Source organism: Spiroplasma endosymbiont of Zeiraphera isertana (genome assembly GCF_964030805.1).
Classification (GTDB): Bacteria; Bacillota_I; Bacilli_A; order Mycoplasmatales; family VBWQ01; genus Spiroplasma_E.
Map to the genome: position 1 here is coordinate 2,261,342 of NZ_OZ034965.1, position 14,950 is coordinate 2,276,291.

Below are 14,950 nucleotides of genomic sequence, written 5' to 3' on the forward strand. Positions count from 1 at the left end.
AAAGTCCAATAGATTTAATACAATTATTTTAAAAAACTGTCCCATTTATATTTACAACTCAGGTAAAAATAAATAAAAATTGAATAAGATTTGTAAACTTACTCAATTTTTTTATCTTGAATATTTTAATAATCCCATGATTTGGGCACGTTTTATATTTTTAGCAATTAAACGTTGATACTTTGGATTAGTACCTGTTGTTCTTGCTGGCAAAATTTTGTTATTATTACCCATAAATTTACTTAGTAATTCAATATCTTTATAATCAATATAAGTAATATTATTTTTAGTAATAAAACAAGATTTTCTTCTTGTAAAATTTCTTGGTTTACCGGTGTTCATAATTATCCTCCTTTAATTATTTAAATCTCAAATGATATCTTCTTCATCAAATTCTATATTTTGAATAGCCGCTTCTTTTTCTTGAAGCTGATTAGTATTAGTAAAGGCAATATCAGTACTATAATCAGGACTTTTAAAAGCATCATCTAAATGAATTTTATTCTCATCTCTTGGTTTTGAATAATTAATATTAGTGTTATTACCACTACTATCTTTTTTACGATTATCTAAAAAAGTAACAGTTTGTGCAACCACTTCAGTAATATATAGTTCTTTTCCGTTCTGATCTGTTGATTTTCTTACTGACAGTCTTCCTGAAACTGAAATTAAAGAACCTTTAACTAAATAATTAGTCATATTTTCAGCAACTTTATTTCAAGCCACACACGAAATATAATCAGCTTGATTTTGAATATTATTAACTGCAAGTGTAAAAAAAGTAAAAGGTTTTCCTGTTGAAGTTTGATGTAACTTTAAATCACGAGTGATTCTACCAATTAATGTAACAATATTCATTTTTTATCCTCACTTTTAACTTAGATTTTATTAATCTTTTTGTTCAGTATTCGATGCATTATTATTAGTATTTGTTTTTGAATTTTGGTAATTAGTTTTTGTACGATAAGATGACTCAGTACCAGCGATTGGTCTTGGTTTTCTTTCATCATTTTTATCACGATTATAAGAAGGACGATTTCCTGGTCTTGTTGGTCGAGAGAAAGAACTAGATTCTACTTGGCGTTTTGGTTTAAACTTATTAATTTTTTCACTATCTAAATTAATAACCAAAAAACGCATTACGTATAATTGTCTTTGTTTATTTAAAGATACACGATTAAAGTTAGCAATGTTTTCTGGTGAAGTTAGCACTTCAATAATAAAATAATGACCCTTAACTTTTTTGTTAATAGGATAAGCAAATTGACGAATAGAATCTTGTTCTTTAGTAATTTTTCCAGCATTTTTAGTTAAAATTTCACAAAATTCTTTTTTAATTAATTGTGCTTTTTCTTGATTTTGATCATCAACGATGTACATAATTTCATAATTATGCTTTTGTTTTAAATCTTCCAATGTTCGAAGACCTCCTTTTGGGCATATGGCTCTGATGAGCAAGGAGTAAATATATTAAGTTTGATTTTTAAATATTTGACTCATACAATATTATAACGTAATTACCTTTAAAGTAAAGGAAAAATAACAATAATTATTAATATAACATGAGAAAAAATGACTAAATAAAAATTTGATTTCAATAAGAAATTTTATTTTATATAAACAATTATTTTTTGCACTATTTCCTTAGGATTTAAATCATTAGTGTCAATTACTAAAAAATTAAAGTTATTTTTTTCTTTTTCATATCACTGTTCATATTTTTTATTTAATAAACTTCAGTATTCATGAGGTACATGTTTTTCTGATTCACGACCACGAAGGTTTATACGTTCAATTGTGTTTTCAAGATTTGCTTTTAAATAGACAATTAAATCAGGTTTAATTTGTGGATCAAAATAAAGTGATGAAATAATAACATTATTATAAAAATTTAAATACACTTCATAATCTCTATCATTCATATTGTTTTGAGCTTTTAATACTTCAACGAAAATAGGATCTTCTAAAATACTGCGATCAAAAATAACGTTGTTAAAATTTTGTGCTTCTTTTAATTGTTTACTTCGTGCCATCAACATAAATACTTGCATTTTAAAAGCACATTCTAAAGGATTTTGATAAAAATCATCTAAATAGGGATTACTAGTAACTGGCTCGTCCATAATTTTATATTTTAATAATTTTGCTAATTCTCTACTAATAGTGCTCTTACCAACACCAACTACACCAGATAATACAATTTTCATTTTTTGCCTCCCATAATATATGATTACAATTAATTTATCTTAATATATAAATTTTCTCCCTCCAAATAAAAAATTTTAAAAAATATTTAATAAATTAAATTTTACTTTTTTTACTAAAACTTATTCCTTATATTTTCAAAGATTAACGTAATATCAATTGTATTTTTAAAATTATTGATAATACACTTTCTTGATTCTATACACCCTTTAATAACTATATTTATCATAACATATAAATTTTACTCTAACTTAAATCTATTATTTTTAGTTAACTTCCATATTAGACTTGGTGCAAAACTAAGGTAATTCAAAATTATATATTCCTGCTATTAAATTAAATCTTAATGCAAATCTTCGTATTTTATTGCGATATTTTAAACTTAAAATTTTAAAACGTTTTAGTTTAGCAAATACGTGTTCAATTTTAATTCTAATTTTACTTAAAGTTTTATTGCATTCTTTTTGAATTGGTGTTAATTGATTGTATTTACTTTTTTTAAATGGCAAAAATGTATTTTTATGAATATTTTGTATACCTTGATAACCTGAATCAACAAAAACTTGTTTTTCTGGATGAATAAAAGTTTTAGATTTTAGAAGCAATTTAAAATCATGAATGCTTCCAAAACAAAAAGCAGTTGAAATAATTTTTCCATTGGAAATATCAATAATTATTTGGGATTTGAGAGAATGATGTTTCTTTTTACCTGAAAAAAGTAATTTTAGTTTTTTTTAATTATTTCAATTGGAGTTTCAGTGGCATCAATAGCTAACAAATTATTATTAGTACCTTTATTTTTTGTTAAATCTTTTTTTCAAGGTAAATTAAAAATTCCGCTTTTTATTAAAATATTTTCAATTCAAAAAATATTACGAATACAACTAGTATGACTAATATTATATCTTTTTGCAATAACTCTATAACTACTATAGTCTTTTCAATATTCTAAAGTCATTAATAAACGCTCTTCAATTACAATTTTATTTTTTCTACCACCATAATATTTTTGTTTAGACTCAGCAATTTTTAAAATTTCAAGCATTTTATAAAATGTTTGTGGCTTTATGCCGACTAAACTATAAAATTCTTGATCATCTTTATATTTTTTCAACATAATAACTATCACCTTTAATATTAATAATAATCGTTAAATTGTTAAAATTAAAGGTTTTGCACCAAGTCTATTATTATTTTTAAACTTATTTATATATAAAAATTTTTTTTAATTTTCAAAAAAACTCTTGATGAAATAAAAAAAATCATCAACCTGGCCTAAAATTTTATTTTATTTAATTTTGGGATTTATTTTTTTTACAAACTGAAATATAATGCTTCAGATTTTGCATAAGGTGATATTTTATAATGTTGGTATTTAAATTTTCATAAATTGAGGTAATTTTGAATATTGGTAAATCCAATGCCATGATAATGAGTAATAAATTCTTTTAAACTTGATTGTATTTTACTGATATTACTTAAATTTTTATAATTTAATTCTTTATTTTCTTTTGATTTAAATTTCTTGAGAGTACATTTTGTTTGTTTAGCTACTGTATCATATAGTATTTGCATATCACAAACTATAATTGATTTTTCTTCGATAAGCTTAGATGTTAAATTTTCTTGTACTCATTTTTTTGTTAATCTTTTAGTATTTGTTGTTTGAGCATAAATATTTTTATTTTCATCAATTGCCATTTCAATACAACAGTTTAAATCTTTAGCATTTTCTTCAATTCATTTTTTTCTTGGATCATCTGTATTTTTGAAATTTCCTTTATGAATTTCTTTGATAAAAGTTTCATCAATTTCAATTCTACCTTTTAATTTTGTTAATGGTTTTTGTGTTTTTGCTAATTGTGATGATTTCATAAATTTTTGACGATTAAATCATGCTGATGTTTTTGAAATTTTAGCAAATTGAGAAATAGTATAAGCAGATTGACCTAACAATGACAATCAAATTATTCAATCTCATTGTTCATGAGATAAATGACTTCAATGTAAAAAATGATTTCTTAAAGCATCAAAGCTACTTTTACAATCTTTGCATAAATATTTTTGCTTATTATTCTTAAAACCATTTTTTACACATCAATAAGATTTACAATTTGGACATTGAATTCCTTTTTCTTTAAATTTTTTATCAATTGCATCTAATTTTTCTTTTTTCTCAATTTGTTTAATTCTATTTTTAAAATGTCTAATAATTTTTATAAATTCTTCATCTTTTTTGTTTTTTAAAACATCAATTAATTCATTATTAGTCACAAAAAATCACCCCTGATATAAAAATATTACTTTTAATTTTAAATTAAAAGTAATATCAAGATTTTTTGTGAAAATTAAAAGAAGAATCTTCAATGCCATATACTTTGATTGATGAAATAGTTTTTGTTATTCTTGAACAATGAGAACTATTTTTACAATGAAGTAAAAAAAATAACAAATGCTCTTATTATTACTGTTAATAAAAATCTAGAATTTAGTGCTGATTGAGTAGGTAACGAGAATATTTTTGCAGAGTTAATAACCGAATATACTATTAATTATAAAGAATTAGGAATGAACACCATTATTTTTAATAATGGTTTTTCTTACGAAAGAGATGGTATTAAGTATAGTGATAATGGTATTGCTAAAATTATTTTAACACCATGTTTATGAAAACAATTAGATAAATTAAATAATAGTTTTGATATATCGCAATATTTAAGGAATGAACAAATATTTTGTTATCTTTCTTTAGAACCAAATTCTGATAAAATTTTAAATTATGCTTTTGAACAATTGGCATTTTTAATTTTTAATAATAAAAAATATGTTAATGATGCTTTTCTTAAGTTTCAAGTAGGTTTTGTTTTAGAATTTGAAGCAGTAGTGCATGAACAATTTCAATTAAAACAAATTTTAGCAATGAAAGTTAATAGCGAAGAATTAAAATAATAGACTTGGTGCAAAACCTTTAATTTTAACAATTTAACGATTATTATTAATATTAAAGGTGATAGTTATTATGTTGAAAAAATATAAAGATGATCAAGAATTTTATAGTTTAGTCGTCATAAAGCCACAAACATTTTATAAAATGCTTGAAATTTTAAAAATTGCTGAGTCTAAACAAAAATATTATGGTGGTAGAAAAAATAAAATTGTAATTGAAGAGCGTTTATTAATGACTTTAGAATATTGAAAAGACTATAGTAGTTATAGAGTTATTGCAAAAAGATATAATATTAGTCATACTAGTTGCATTCGTAATATTTTTTGAATTGAAAATATTTTAATAAAAAGCGGAATTTTTAATTTACCTGGAAAAAAAGATTTAACAAAAAATAAAGGTACTAATAATAATTTGTTAGCTATTGATGCTACTGAAACTCCAATTGAAAGAATTAAAAAAAAATAAAATTACTTTTTTCAGGTAAAAATAAACATCATTCTCTCAAATCCCAAATAATTATTGATATTTCCAATGGAAAAATTATTTCAACTGATTTTTGTTTTGGAAGCATTCATGATTTTAAATTGCTTCTAAAATCTAAAACTTTTATTCATCCAGAAAAACAAGTTTTTGTTGATTCGGGTTATCAAGGTATACAAAATATTCATAAAAATACATTTTTGCCATTTAAAAAAAGTAAATACAATCAATTAACACCAATTCAAAAAGAATACAATAAAACTTTAAGTAAAATTATAATTAAAATTGAACACGTATTTGCTAAACTAAAACGTTTTAAAATTTTAAGTTTAAAATATCGCAATAAAATACGAAGATTTGCATTAAGATTTAATTTAATAGCAGGAATATATAATTTTGAATTACCTTAGTTTTGCACCAAGTCTATTATATTTTTTCTCTCTTTCTTATTATTTTTTTTGTAAGTATATTTTATTCTTGTTCAAGTTCTGTTCATGAGCCAGTAGTGTTAGTTACTACTTTTCATCCTGTATTACTATTTTCGAATTTAGTTTTTAATTGATTAAAATTCTCAATAATTTTTTCAGATAAAGTATATAAATCTTCGTTTGAAATATAACCTTTTCAACCACTTGCATCTCATTCGGGAAATCTAGAAATAATATTAAAAATTTCAGTTATATTTTTATTAGTATTTAAAATTTTTTTGTCATTCATATCGACTTAATGCAATTTTTAAAGTATCATGTCATAAAAATTTATAATATTTTTCTATTATATTTTTATCGTGAGTATTTGGTGAAAATTGTGGTGCTAGAAAAAATAATTCCTTAGGTGCTTCATGATAATTTACTATAATTCCAGAGGTATTATATCCACGTACATTAATTAAAGATGAAAAATTATTTATTAATTTTTCAGTTAATTCATATATGCTAATCTTTTCTCATCCATTATCTTGATAAGTAAAAGATGAAGTATCATAGTATATTTTTTCTCTTAATTTTTCAAGGTCATTTAAAGAAAAAAGCTTAAATCCAGTATCTAAAGTACTGTTATTAATGTATATATACGATATAGCAAGTTCATATTGATTTTCATAGTTAGTAATAATTTTATTTTCACCATCATATTTTATTGGTTCATTATTTAAAATATTTGTAGTTTTAATTTGGGTGCTTAAAATAGAATTTAAGTTTCCTGTGGTTGTTGCAAATGTTAAAAGACTTACTGCTGTTAATAATGTTTTAATAATCATTCCCCTTTTTTAGTTTTTTTTACTTTAGACTTGGTGCAAAACTAAGGTAATTCAAAATTATATATTCCTGCTATTAAATTAAATCTTAATGCAAATCTTCGTATTTTATTGCGATATTTTAAACTTAAAATTTTAAAACGTTTTAGTTTAGCAAATACGTGTTCAATTTTAATTCTAATTTTACTTAAAGTTTTATTGTATTCTTTTTGAATTGGTGTTAATTGATTGTATTTACTTTTTTTAAATGGCAAAAATGTATTTTTATGAATATTTTGTATACCTTGATAACCCGAATCAACAAAAACTTGTTTTTCTGGATGAATAAAAGTTTTAGATTTTAGAAGCAATTTAAAATCATGAATGCTTCCAAAACAAAAATCAGTTGAAATAATTTTTCCATTGGAAATATCAATAATTATTTGGGATTTGAGAGAATGATGTTTATTTTTACCTGAAAAAAGTAATTTTATTTTTTTTAATTCTTTCAATTGGAGTTTCAGTAGCATCAATAGCTAACAAATTATTATTAGTACCTTTATTTTTTGTTAAATCTTTTTTTCCAGGTAAATTAAAAATTCCGCTTTTTATTAAAATATTTTCAATTCAAAAAATATTACGAATGCAACTAGTATGACTAATATTAGATCTTTTTGCAATAACTCTATAACTACTATAGTCTTTTCAATATTCTAAAGTCATTAATAAACGCTCTTCAATTACAATTTTATTTTTTCTACCACCATAATATTTTTGTTTAGACTCAGCAATTTTTAAAATTTCAAGCATTTTATAAAATGTTTGTGGCTTTATGCCGACTAAACTATAAAATTCTTGATCATCTTTATATTTTTTCAACATAATAACTATCACCTTTAATATTAATAATAATCGTTAAATTGTTAAAATTAAAGGTTTTGCACCAAGTCTAATTCATTTTTTTCTTGGATCATCTGGATTTTTGAAATTTCCTTTATGAATTTCTTTGATAAAAGTTTCATCAATTTCAATTCTACCTTTTAATTTTGTGAATGGTTTTTGTGTTTTTGCTAATTGTGATGATTTCATAAATTTTTGACGATTAAATCATGCTGATGTTTTTGAAATTTTAGCAAATTGAGAAATAGTATAAGCAGATTGACCTAACAATGACAATCAAATTATTCAATCTCATTGTTCATGAGATAAATGACTTCAATGTAAAAAATGATTTCTTAAAGCATCAAAGCTACTTTTACAATCTTTGCATAAATATTTTTGCTTATTATTCTTAAAACCATTTTTTACACATCAATAAGATTTACAATTTGGACATTGAATTCCTTTTTCTTTAAATTTTTTATCAATTGCATCTAATTTTTCTTTTTTCTCAATTTGTTTAATTCTATTTTTAAAATGTCTAATAATTTTTATAAATTCTTCATCTTTTTTGTTTTTTAAAACATCAATTAATTCATTATTAGTCACAAAAAATCACCCCTGATATAAAAATATTACTTTTAATTTAAAATTAAAAGTAATATCAAGATTTTTTGTGAAAATTAAAAATATTTTCTGATTTATGATTTTTAGTTACCTGAGTTGTAAATATAAATGGGACAGTTTTTTAAAATAATTGTATTAAATCTATTGGTCTTTTATAAGAGAGCGATTTTCTGGGTGTAGAATTAATTTGAAATGCTATAAAATTTAAATCTTTTTGTTTATATGAAGATAGATCTGTAGATTTTGGTAAATATCTTCTTAAAATACCATTATTATTTTCATTTAAACCCCTTTGGCAAGGTTTACCAGGATCTGCAAAATAAATTTTGACATTACAAATTTTTTCGATTAATCTTCATTTACTAAATTCTTTACCACGATCAAAAGTAATGGTTTTAACTGTTCCTTTTTGTAACTTTGAAATAAATTTTATTATACTTTTCGTAATATTTTCTGATTTATGATTTTTAGTTACTAAAGGAATTGTGGTTTTTGATCATATAGCAGCCAAAGTAATAATAGAACTTTTATGATCTTTGCCAATGATAGTATCACCTTCTAAATGACCAAATTCTTGTATATTTTTAATATTAGGAATGATTAAATTTCTTTCATGAATAGACTTACAATTATTAATTTTGCCCCTAGTTTCTTTTTGTTTGTGAGATTTATTTTTGCCTTTTCTCAATAAGTTATTTTCATCAAAACCCATTCGATTTGTTTTAAACATGTTATATAAAGTTTTTGTCGAAATACTTTTTATTTTATTTTCCTTTAAAAAGTTAGCAATTATATCAAGAGCATACTTTTTAGTAATTAACAAATGATTAATACTATTAATTTCTGTTAAAGTTAAAATTATTAATTTTCTGCCTGCATTTTGTTTATTTTTTTGAAATTGATTCAATATTTCTAATGGCAATAAGTTTTTATTTAATAATCTACAAACTCTATGTACAGTTGATTTACTATAATCAACAATTTTTGCTATTTTACGAATCGAAAATCCATAATTTTTATATTCTTTTATTGCTATTATTGATTCAATACTCAGATACTTATACATTGCGCTAATTCCTTTCTTTTCTTAATTATAGAACTAACACAATTTAATTTTTATATAAGTGTCCTTTTTAATTTTACAATTAAAGTATAATAAAAAATTATTAAACATTTCATTATCAAATAAAATTATTATGATATAATTTTTTAAAAATTGTTAAAAATTAAAATATTAGAAATTGGTGTTAACTTTTTATGAATAGCAACTATATTCCTTTTGAATTAGTATTAAAAAATATTATCTCATCATCTATCAATCAAAATTTAAATCATATTTATGAAACTATTGATAAAAATAAAAATGAAAAAAATACTGGTGATTTATTTTCTGAAAAATGAGATTATCATTTTATTAATTATTTAGGACAACTAAGTTCAATTGGAAGTGGTACGCCTCCACAATTACCACCAAGAAATAAAATATAAATAAATATTACTAGTTAATATTATCTAAAATTTGAATAATAGTTTTAACTATCTTTGCGGCATTTTTTTCATTCTTAAGAACATGTAAATCATCTTTTAAATATTTAAAATTTTCTATATCATTTTCTATTTTTATAAATATTTCTTTAGCAGCATAACCAGTTGAAGCTATAGGAATTATTATTTTATTTTTATTTATAGCAATTTCAAATTCATTTAATACACCTTTTGATAAAACAATATTATTATTTTCATCCATTTTATTACCAAAAATAAATAGTACAATGTCTGCTTTATCTATTAACTGATTACGATATTCTGGTCAACTTTTTTTAAATTGTTGAGGAAATGGTCATACATCAAGAATTTTATCCAAAACAATACTATTTTCTTTGGCATACTTAACAGCACCACTTACTATTTCATCACCAACGCCGATTCCAAATGCATTTATTATTTTCTTATTTTCTTTACATAAGAAATTTGATAAATCAAATACAATTTTTTTTACTTTTCTTTATAGTACCAAATTCTTCATAATTATTAGCTATACCCGAAATAAAAATATTTCTCTTCAAATTATTATTAGTTGCAGAATTAAATATTTCTGCTTTTGAATCGCAATAATTGTTTAATAATAATGTTTTAAAATTAATGTTTTTAAAACAATTGTGACTTATAGAATTGAATAACTTACCATAAATTGTCAGAGAAAAAGAATCGTTTGAAAACCGTAATTCTGTTTCAGGAATAAATTGACTATATAAACTATTTTCTCCTATTGTTCGATCACCAACACCATAATATTTATCATTAATATCCAAATTAAGTGCAGTTAAATCAATTACATAATAATATCATACTTTAGTGCTTATTTTTGAAGGATAATGAGTACCCAAAAAGTAAATAGGTGTATATTTTGTTAAAAAAATACCAGTTTCTTCTCTCATTTCATTATAAACTATTTCCAAAGGATTATTATTTTCCACTCCACCAGTAATTGAACTATATTTACCCAACTTATTTTTATTAAATAAAGGATTACTCTCACATGTTTGCATGAAATAACGACTACCATCATCTTTAATTATAAATGGTAATATTGCAACACCTTTGTTATTACATCAAGGTTCTTCAACACCATGCATAAAGTCTACTTTAATTAATTTAACTCATTCTTTTTTCATATTTATTTTTTCCTTTATAATAAAATTATAACTCTTATAAATAAATATTTCTAATTAATTCTTATTATTATTTATTAATTTAATTAATTCTTGAGCGATAATATTATGTGCTCATTTATTAGGATGAATGCTATCAAAAAAGAAATAATTATTAATATTTTCTTCATTAACACCTTCATTGAAATGAGGAACAATAATACCATTATTAATTATTTCACTAAAATCAGTAGTAACTGCTGCATCAATAATATTGTGATTAATATTCAAGTTTTTAAACTTATTAATAGCGTTTGTTATTGCTGCAAACATATCATATTTAATAATATTTTTTTTATTTTTATTTAATTCTTCAATAACACCATCTAACATTTTATTAAAATTAGTAGTTAAATTTAAAATACGTTCCTTATCTTTTTCTTTATTTTTAAAGGCTTTTCTCCCTTTATGTACTATTTTTAAATTTTATCACATAAATGCTGAGAAAAGCCTATCTACGGACTTCTCCCCACATTTTTAAATCAAACATAACATTACAGTTTCAAAACTAGGTATATTGTTGAATTTATATGCCGATTCTTTTGCGTATAAATGAACATGATGTTTTTCAACTTTGATATGTGTTTTAAATGTTCGTCTGATGTGCTTTCATGCCGATTCAATCTGGTTTATGTTTACACCAGTTTTTGAAACATAACCATCTTGATGGTTAACTGTTTCATGCTTAGTGAAAACTGATTTAAAATGGCGATATCCTTTTCAAGAATCAGTATGTACATCACACTTTGAAGAAATGTGGTTTCTTGCAAATTGCAAAAGATTTTTTTGATTTGCATTTTTCAACACTTTCACAATTAAATTATTGGTTGTTTTTTCATAAATCCCAACAATCAAAGTTTTATTTTTTAAGGATCTTCCTTGTTTTTTAAAACCCATATGTGAAAGATACATTTCATCCATTTGCACTATGCCCTCAACAATGAATTGAGGTTCTTGTTTTGCAATTGCACTTCGGATTTTATGACCCATTCTTCAAGCAGTTTTCAAAGTTACTCCCAATTCTTTTGCAACATCAGTTGATGGAATTCCATGTTTGGTGTTTATTCATCTAAAGATGAGATAAAACCAAGATGTCAAAGGTGTTTGTGACTTGTAAAAAATGGTGTCATGAAGAATACTAAATGTTTGATGACATTTCAAACATCTTATTCTTCTTAAATCAGAAGTATTCAAATTTGTTCAAGAACACCTCATACATTTGTTTTCCTTCAAACTTGCTATATATTTCAAACAATCTTTTTCTGTTTGAAATATATTGTTGAACTCATTCAATTTCATTGTTTCCTCCACAAGTACATGTGGGGAGAAGTCCGTTTTTAAATAAAGGGATAATACTCATATTAGGCACATTACATAATAAAATATGTTGAGCACCTTTATTTATCAATTTAGTTAAAGCATTTTTTATTAACTCAACTGCTTTATTAATAATTTCTTCTTGGTCCTTTAATAACGATTGTTTAAAAGCGTATAAAATATCATTACCAACAAACTCTACTAAAATTATATCATTACTATTAATATGATGCTGACTAATTAAAGCATCTACTTGATGAGTAATATCAAAATGATTAATAACAAAGTTTTCTACTGTTAATTCTTTTTTTCTACTAGCTAAAGCTCCACTAACTGCATAATTATTACCAATTTGCTCATCAGCAAATAAAAAAAGGTCAAATCTTCAAGCAGAAGTTAAATTTATATGCAAATAATCGGCAATAATTTGTGCTGCCACAGGACCATTAGAAAAAGAATTTTTATAAAATGGTGGCAACATTTTAACTATTTTAGGTATTTTTAAATGCTTAAAAAGAGCTGTAAAACCACTTACTAATGCTCCTGTGTCTGATAAACTATCTCCCAGAACATAAAAGTTACCTTTTATTTTTTCATTATTATTCATAACTTCTCATTCTAACATAAACTTAAACTGAAAATATCTTAACATAATTGATTTGGCTTGTCATAGTACAAAAAATAATTATGCTAAAAGTGGAAATTATTATATTTAAATAATAGAATTTCCTCTTTGTTTATAATCTTTAATAATATTAATAGTAATTAATGTTGCCATTAAACAAGTAATACAACTAATAATATTTAAAAAAACAGCAATAATAGTAATTTGATATGAAAAAAACTTTATTATCATTAAATTGAGGTAAAAGCACAATAACACTAATAATTTCGCAACTTGTTCCAATAATACCTAAACAAAAACTAATAAAATCAAGCGAAATAGAGGCTTTTATGTAATCTGTGTATCTTTGTTTTACAAGGTACTAGTTTAGATGAATTCTGTCTTCAAATTTTATCATAAAATGAGCAATTGCTGTATTTCAATTTTGAATAGGCGTTGTTCATTTTTTTGTTATATTTTCAATTGCTAAGTAAAATATTTTGAAAACTGCCATATCGTTAGGAAAAACTTTTTTTATTTCTAATAACTTTTCGTAATTGACTATTAACAGATTCAATAGCATTTGTGGTATAAATCACTCTTTTAATTTCTGGTGGATAACTAATAAAAACCATTAAATTATCTCAATTTTTATATCAAGATTTAGTAATTTGAGGATATTGTTTATTTCATTTATTTTCAAACGATTCTAAAGCTTGCATTGCTTGTTTTCACTACATGCACTATAAATTGGTTTTAAATCTGTAACTAGAGATTTTCGATGTTTGTATGAAACATATTTTAAACTATTTCTAATTTGATGAACTATGCATAATTGATGTTCGGTTTTAGGATAAACTGATTGTATTGCTTCTGACATGCCTGTTAAATTATCACTACAAGCAATAAGAATATCATTTAAGCCTCGATTTTTCATTTCTGTAAAATTAGATAATCAAAATTTAGAACCTTCATTTTCACTAATTCATAAACCTAAAACATCTTTTTTACCTTCTAAATCAACTCCTAGTGCTATATAAACTGATTTGTTAATAATCCGTTTATCTTGTCGTACTTTAACTACTATACAATCAAAATAAACAATCGGATAAATACTTTCTAATGGCCGATTTTGCCATGCTTTGACATCATCAATAACATCATCAGTAATTTGACTAATAACACTTTCACTAATATCTGCACCGTGATATAACTCTTGCAACTGCATTCTAATGTCAGATACTGTCATACCTTTTGCATATAGTGAAAGAACTTGTTGATCAAAACCATCAAATCTTCTTTGTCTTTTTGGTACTATTACAGGAGTAAAATTACTATTACGATCTCGTGGTACATCAATTTCAATTTTACCTTCTTGAGTTATTAATTTTTTTGAAGTTATGCCCTTACGAGCATTTTCACTATTACTATGTTGATTTTTTTCATATCCTAAATAATTTTGCATTTCAGAATTCAACATTTTTTCCACTAATCTTTTTGTTAATTCTTTATATAAACCTCCTTCTTTAAAAACTGTTGTTAAATCTTCAGTATTTTCTAGTAATAAATCTACTGCTTGTGATATTGGATCATTATTATTAATGTTTTGTTTTTTAACCATTTGTAACTCACTCTTTCTAGTCATTTAATTATATTTACTAGAATTAATTAAACATAGTTATTTTTGTAAGTTACACAGATTACTAAACATTACCGCGAAATACTAAATTGATCTTTTCGATATAATTTCATATTTTGTTTTATCAAAGTTTTCTTTAATCTAATTAAACGGAACATTAAGAAAAAAGGTAGAAAAGCTAAAGTAAAACTAGTAATATCAAAAAAAATTGCAACAACAGTTATTCAAAGTGATGCTTTATCATTATCTCAAAAAGGTTGTAATGCTAAAATACTTAGAATTCCCAAAAAAATACCTATTAAACCAG

At 23.3% G+C, this 14,950-nt stretch carries 22 protein-coding genes and 1 pseudogene; 4 read left to right on the forward strand and 19 right to left on the reverse strand.

Going from position 1 to position 14,950, the window contains the following annotated elements; genetic code table 4:
• Nucleotides 1-111: 111 nt before the first annotated feature.
• From rpsR to AAHM78_RS15815, 7 genes are all read right to left on the reverse strand, one after another.
• On the reverse strand, nt 112-342 hold the full coding sequence (gene rpsR, locus AAHM78_RS15785; RefSeq protein ID WP_252320083.1) for a 30S ribosomal protein S18: 231 nt from the start codon (nt 340-342) through the stop codon (nt 112-114).
• Nucleotides 343-354: 12 nt separating this feature from the next.
• The gene (locus AAHM78_RS15790; RefSeq protein WP_342253834.1) at nt 355-858 is read right to left on the reverse strand and encodes a single-stranded DNA-binding protein; all 504 of its coding nucleotides are present in this window, start codon (nt 856-858) and stop codon (nt 355-357) included.
• A gap of 30 nt (nt 859-888) precedes the next feature.
• The gene (gene rpsF, locus AAHM78_RS15795) at nt 889-1,416 is read right to left on the reverse strand and encodes a 30S ribosomal protein S6 (protein ID WP_342253835.1); all 528 of its coding nucleotides are present in this window, start codon (nt 1,414-1,416) and stop codon (nt 889-891) included.
• 191 nt (nt 1,417-1,607) lie between these two features.
• Complete coding sequence (locus AAHM78_RS15800) at nt 1,608-2,207, reverse strand: deoxynucleoside kinase (RefSeq protein ID WP_342253836.1); 600 nt, start codon at nt 2,205-2,207, stop codon at nt 1,608-1,610.
• Nucleotides 2,208-2,504: 297 nt separating this feature from the next.
• A complete protein-coding gene (locus tag AAHM78_RS15805; RefSeq protein WP_342255150.1) occupies nt 2,505-2,879 on the reverse strand; it encodes a transposase family protein in 375 nt (124 codons plus the stop codon).
• A gap of 50 nt (nt 2,880-2,929) precedes the next feature.
• The gene (locus tag AAHM78_RS15810) at nt 2,930-3,322 is read right to left on the reverse strand and encodes a transposase family protein (protein WP_342253837.1); all 393 of its coding nucleotides are present in this window, start codon (nt 3,320-3,322) and stop codon (nt 2,930-2,932) included.
• Nucleotides 3,323-3,519: 197 nt separating this feature from the next.
• Nucleotides 3,520-4,479: an IS1595 family transposase gene (locus tag AAHM78_RS15815; protein ID WP_342253838.1), complete on the reverse strand. Its 960-nt coding sequence runs from the start codon at nt 4,477-4,479 to the stop codon at nt 3,520-3,522.
• 123 nt (nt 4,480-4,602) lie between these two features.
• Here AAHM78_RS15815 and AAHM78_RS15820 point away from each other — a divergent pair, with 123 nt between their 5' ends.
• The 3 genes from AAHM78_RS15820 to AAHM78_RS15830 all read left to right on the forward strand — a co-directional run bounded on the left by AAHM78_RS15820 (nt 4,603) and on the right by AAHM78_RS15830 (nt 6,042).
• Nucleotides 4,603-5,154 (forward strand): hypothetical protein, encoded by a 552-nt coding sequence (locus tag AAHM78_RS15820; protein ID WP_342253544.1) that lies wholly within the window; start codon nt 4,603-4,605, stop codon nt 5,152-5,154.
• A 70-nt stretch (nt 5,155-5,224) separates the two neighbouring features.
• Nucleotides 5,225-5,617: a transposase family protein gene (locus tag AAHM78_RS15825; protein ID WP_342253545.1), complete on the forward strand. Its 393-nt coding sequence runs from the start codon at nt 5,225-5,227 to the stop codon at nt 5,615-5,617.
• Nucleotides 5,618-5,676: 59 nt separating this feature from the next.
• Nucleotides 5,677-6,042 carry a transposase family protein gene (locus tag AAHM78_RS15830; protein WP_342255194.1) on the forward strand — a complete coding sequence of 122 codons (366 nt, stop codon included), beginning with the start codon at nt 5,677-5,679 and terminating at the stop codon, nt 6,040-6,042.
• Nucleotides 6,043-6,103: 61 nt separating this feature from the next.
• Here the strand turns inward: AAHM78_RS15830 and AAHM78_RS15835 are convergent, their stop codons facing one another.
• The 6 genes from AAHM78_RS15835 to AAHM78_RS15860 form a co-directional block, all read right to left on the reverse strand.
• Nucleotides 6,104-6,349, reverse strand: a complete 246-nt coding sequence (locus tag AAHM78_RS15835; protein WP_342253839.1) for a hypothetical protein — start codon at nt 6,347-6,349, stop codon at nt 6,104-6,106.
• On the reverse strand, nt 6,321-6,890 hold the full coding sequence (locus tag AAHM78_RS15840; RefSeq protein ID WP_342253840.1) for a hypothetical protein: 570 nt from the start codon (nt 6,888-6,890) through the stop codon (nt 6,321-6,323). The genes AAHM78_RS15835 and AAHM78_RS15840 overlap by 29 nt, the downstream gene beginning before the upstream one ends.
• Before the next feature lie 41 nt (nt 6,891-6,931).
• Nucleotides 6,932-7,396, reverse strand: a complete 465-nt coding sequence (locus tag AAHM78_RS15845; RefSeq protein WP_342255132.1) for a transposase family protein — start codon at nt 7,394-7,396, stop codon at nt 6,932-6,934.
• Nucleotides 7,338-7,748 carry a transposase family protein gene (locus tag AAHM78_RS15850; RefSeq protein WP_342253006.1) on the reverse strand — a complete coding sequence of 137 codons (411 nt, stop codon included), beginning with the start codon at nt 7,746-7,748 and terminating at the stop codon, nt 7,338-7,340. The genes AAHM78_RS15845 and AAHM78_RS15850 overlap by 59 nt, the downstream gene beginning before the upstream one ends.
• A gap of 33 nt (nt 7,749-7,781) precedes the next feature.
• Nucleotides 7,782-8,354 (reverse strand): IS1/IS1595 family N-terminal zinc-binding domain-containing protein, encoded by a 573-nt coding sequence (locus AAHM78_RS15855; protein ID WP_342253841.1) that lies wholly within the window; start codon nt 8,352-8,354, stop codon nt 7,782-7,784.
• 139 nt (nt 8,355-8,493) lie between these two features.
• Nucleotides 8,494-9,438 carry an IS30 family transposase gene (locus AAHM78_RS15860; protein ID WP_342253842.1) on the reverse strand — a complete coding sequence of 315 codons (945 nt, stop codon included), beginning with the start codon at nt 9,436-9,438 and terminating at the stop codon, nt 8,494-8,496.
• Nucleotides 9,439-9,629: 191 nt separating this feature from the next.
• Here AAHM78_RS15860 and AAHM78_RS15865 point away from each other — a divergent pair, with 191 nt between their 5' ends.
• Nucleotides 9,630-9,860 carry a hypothetical protein gene (locus AAHM78_RS15865; RefSeq protein WP_342253843.1) on the forward strand — a complete coding sequence of 77 codons (231 nt, stop codon included), beginning with the start codon at nt 9,630-9,632 and terminating at the stop codon, nt 9,858-9,860.
• Between the two features lie 10 nt (nt 9,861-9,870).
• On the opposite strand, the gene AAHM78_RS15870 is transcribed toward AAHM78_RS15865, so the two are convergent.
• From AAHM78_RS15870 to AAHM78_RS15895, 6 genes and pseudogenes are all read right to left on the reverse strand, one after another.
• Nucleotides 9,871-10,362, reverse strand: coding sequence for a hypothetical protein (locus AAHM78_RS15870; protein ID WP_342255221.1), 492 nt, complete (start codon nt 10,360-10,362; stop codon nt 9,871-9,873).
• A complete protein-coding gene (locus tag AAHM78_RS15875; protein WP_342253844.1) occupies nt 10,331-11,047 on the reverse strand; it encodes a hypothetical protein in 717 nt (238 codons plus the stop codon). Before AAHM78_RS15875 ends, AAHM78_RS15870 begins: the two co-directional genes overlap by 32 nt.
• 54 nt (nt 11,048-11,101) lie before the next feature.
• On the reverse strand, nt 11,102-11,416 hold the full coding sequence (locus AAHM78_RS15880; RefSeq protein WP_342253845.1) for a hypothetical protein: 315 nt from the start codon (nt 11,414-11,416) through the stop codon (nt 11,102-11,104).
• A 144-nt stretch (nt 11,417-11,560) separates the two neighbouring features.
• Entirely contained in the window at nt 11,561-12,277 is a 717-nt protein-coding gene (locus tag AAHM78_RS15885; protein ID WP_342253846.1) for an IS1595 family transposase, read from the reverse strand.
• Complete coding sequence (locus AAHM78_RS15890; protein WP_342253847.1) at nt 12,222-13,007, reverse strand: SGNH/GDSL hydrolase family protein; 786 nt, start codon at nt 13,005-13,007, stop codon at nt 12,222-12,224. Before AAHM78_RS15890 ends, AAHM78_RS15885 begins: the two co-directional genes overlap by 56 nt.
• A gap of 379 nt (nt 13,008-13,386) precedes the next feature.
• Nucleotides 13,387-14,625: pseudogene (locus AAHM78_RS15895) on the reverse strand (IS256 family transposase).
• Nucleotides 14,626-14,950: the final 325 nt, after the last annotated feature.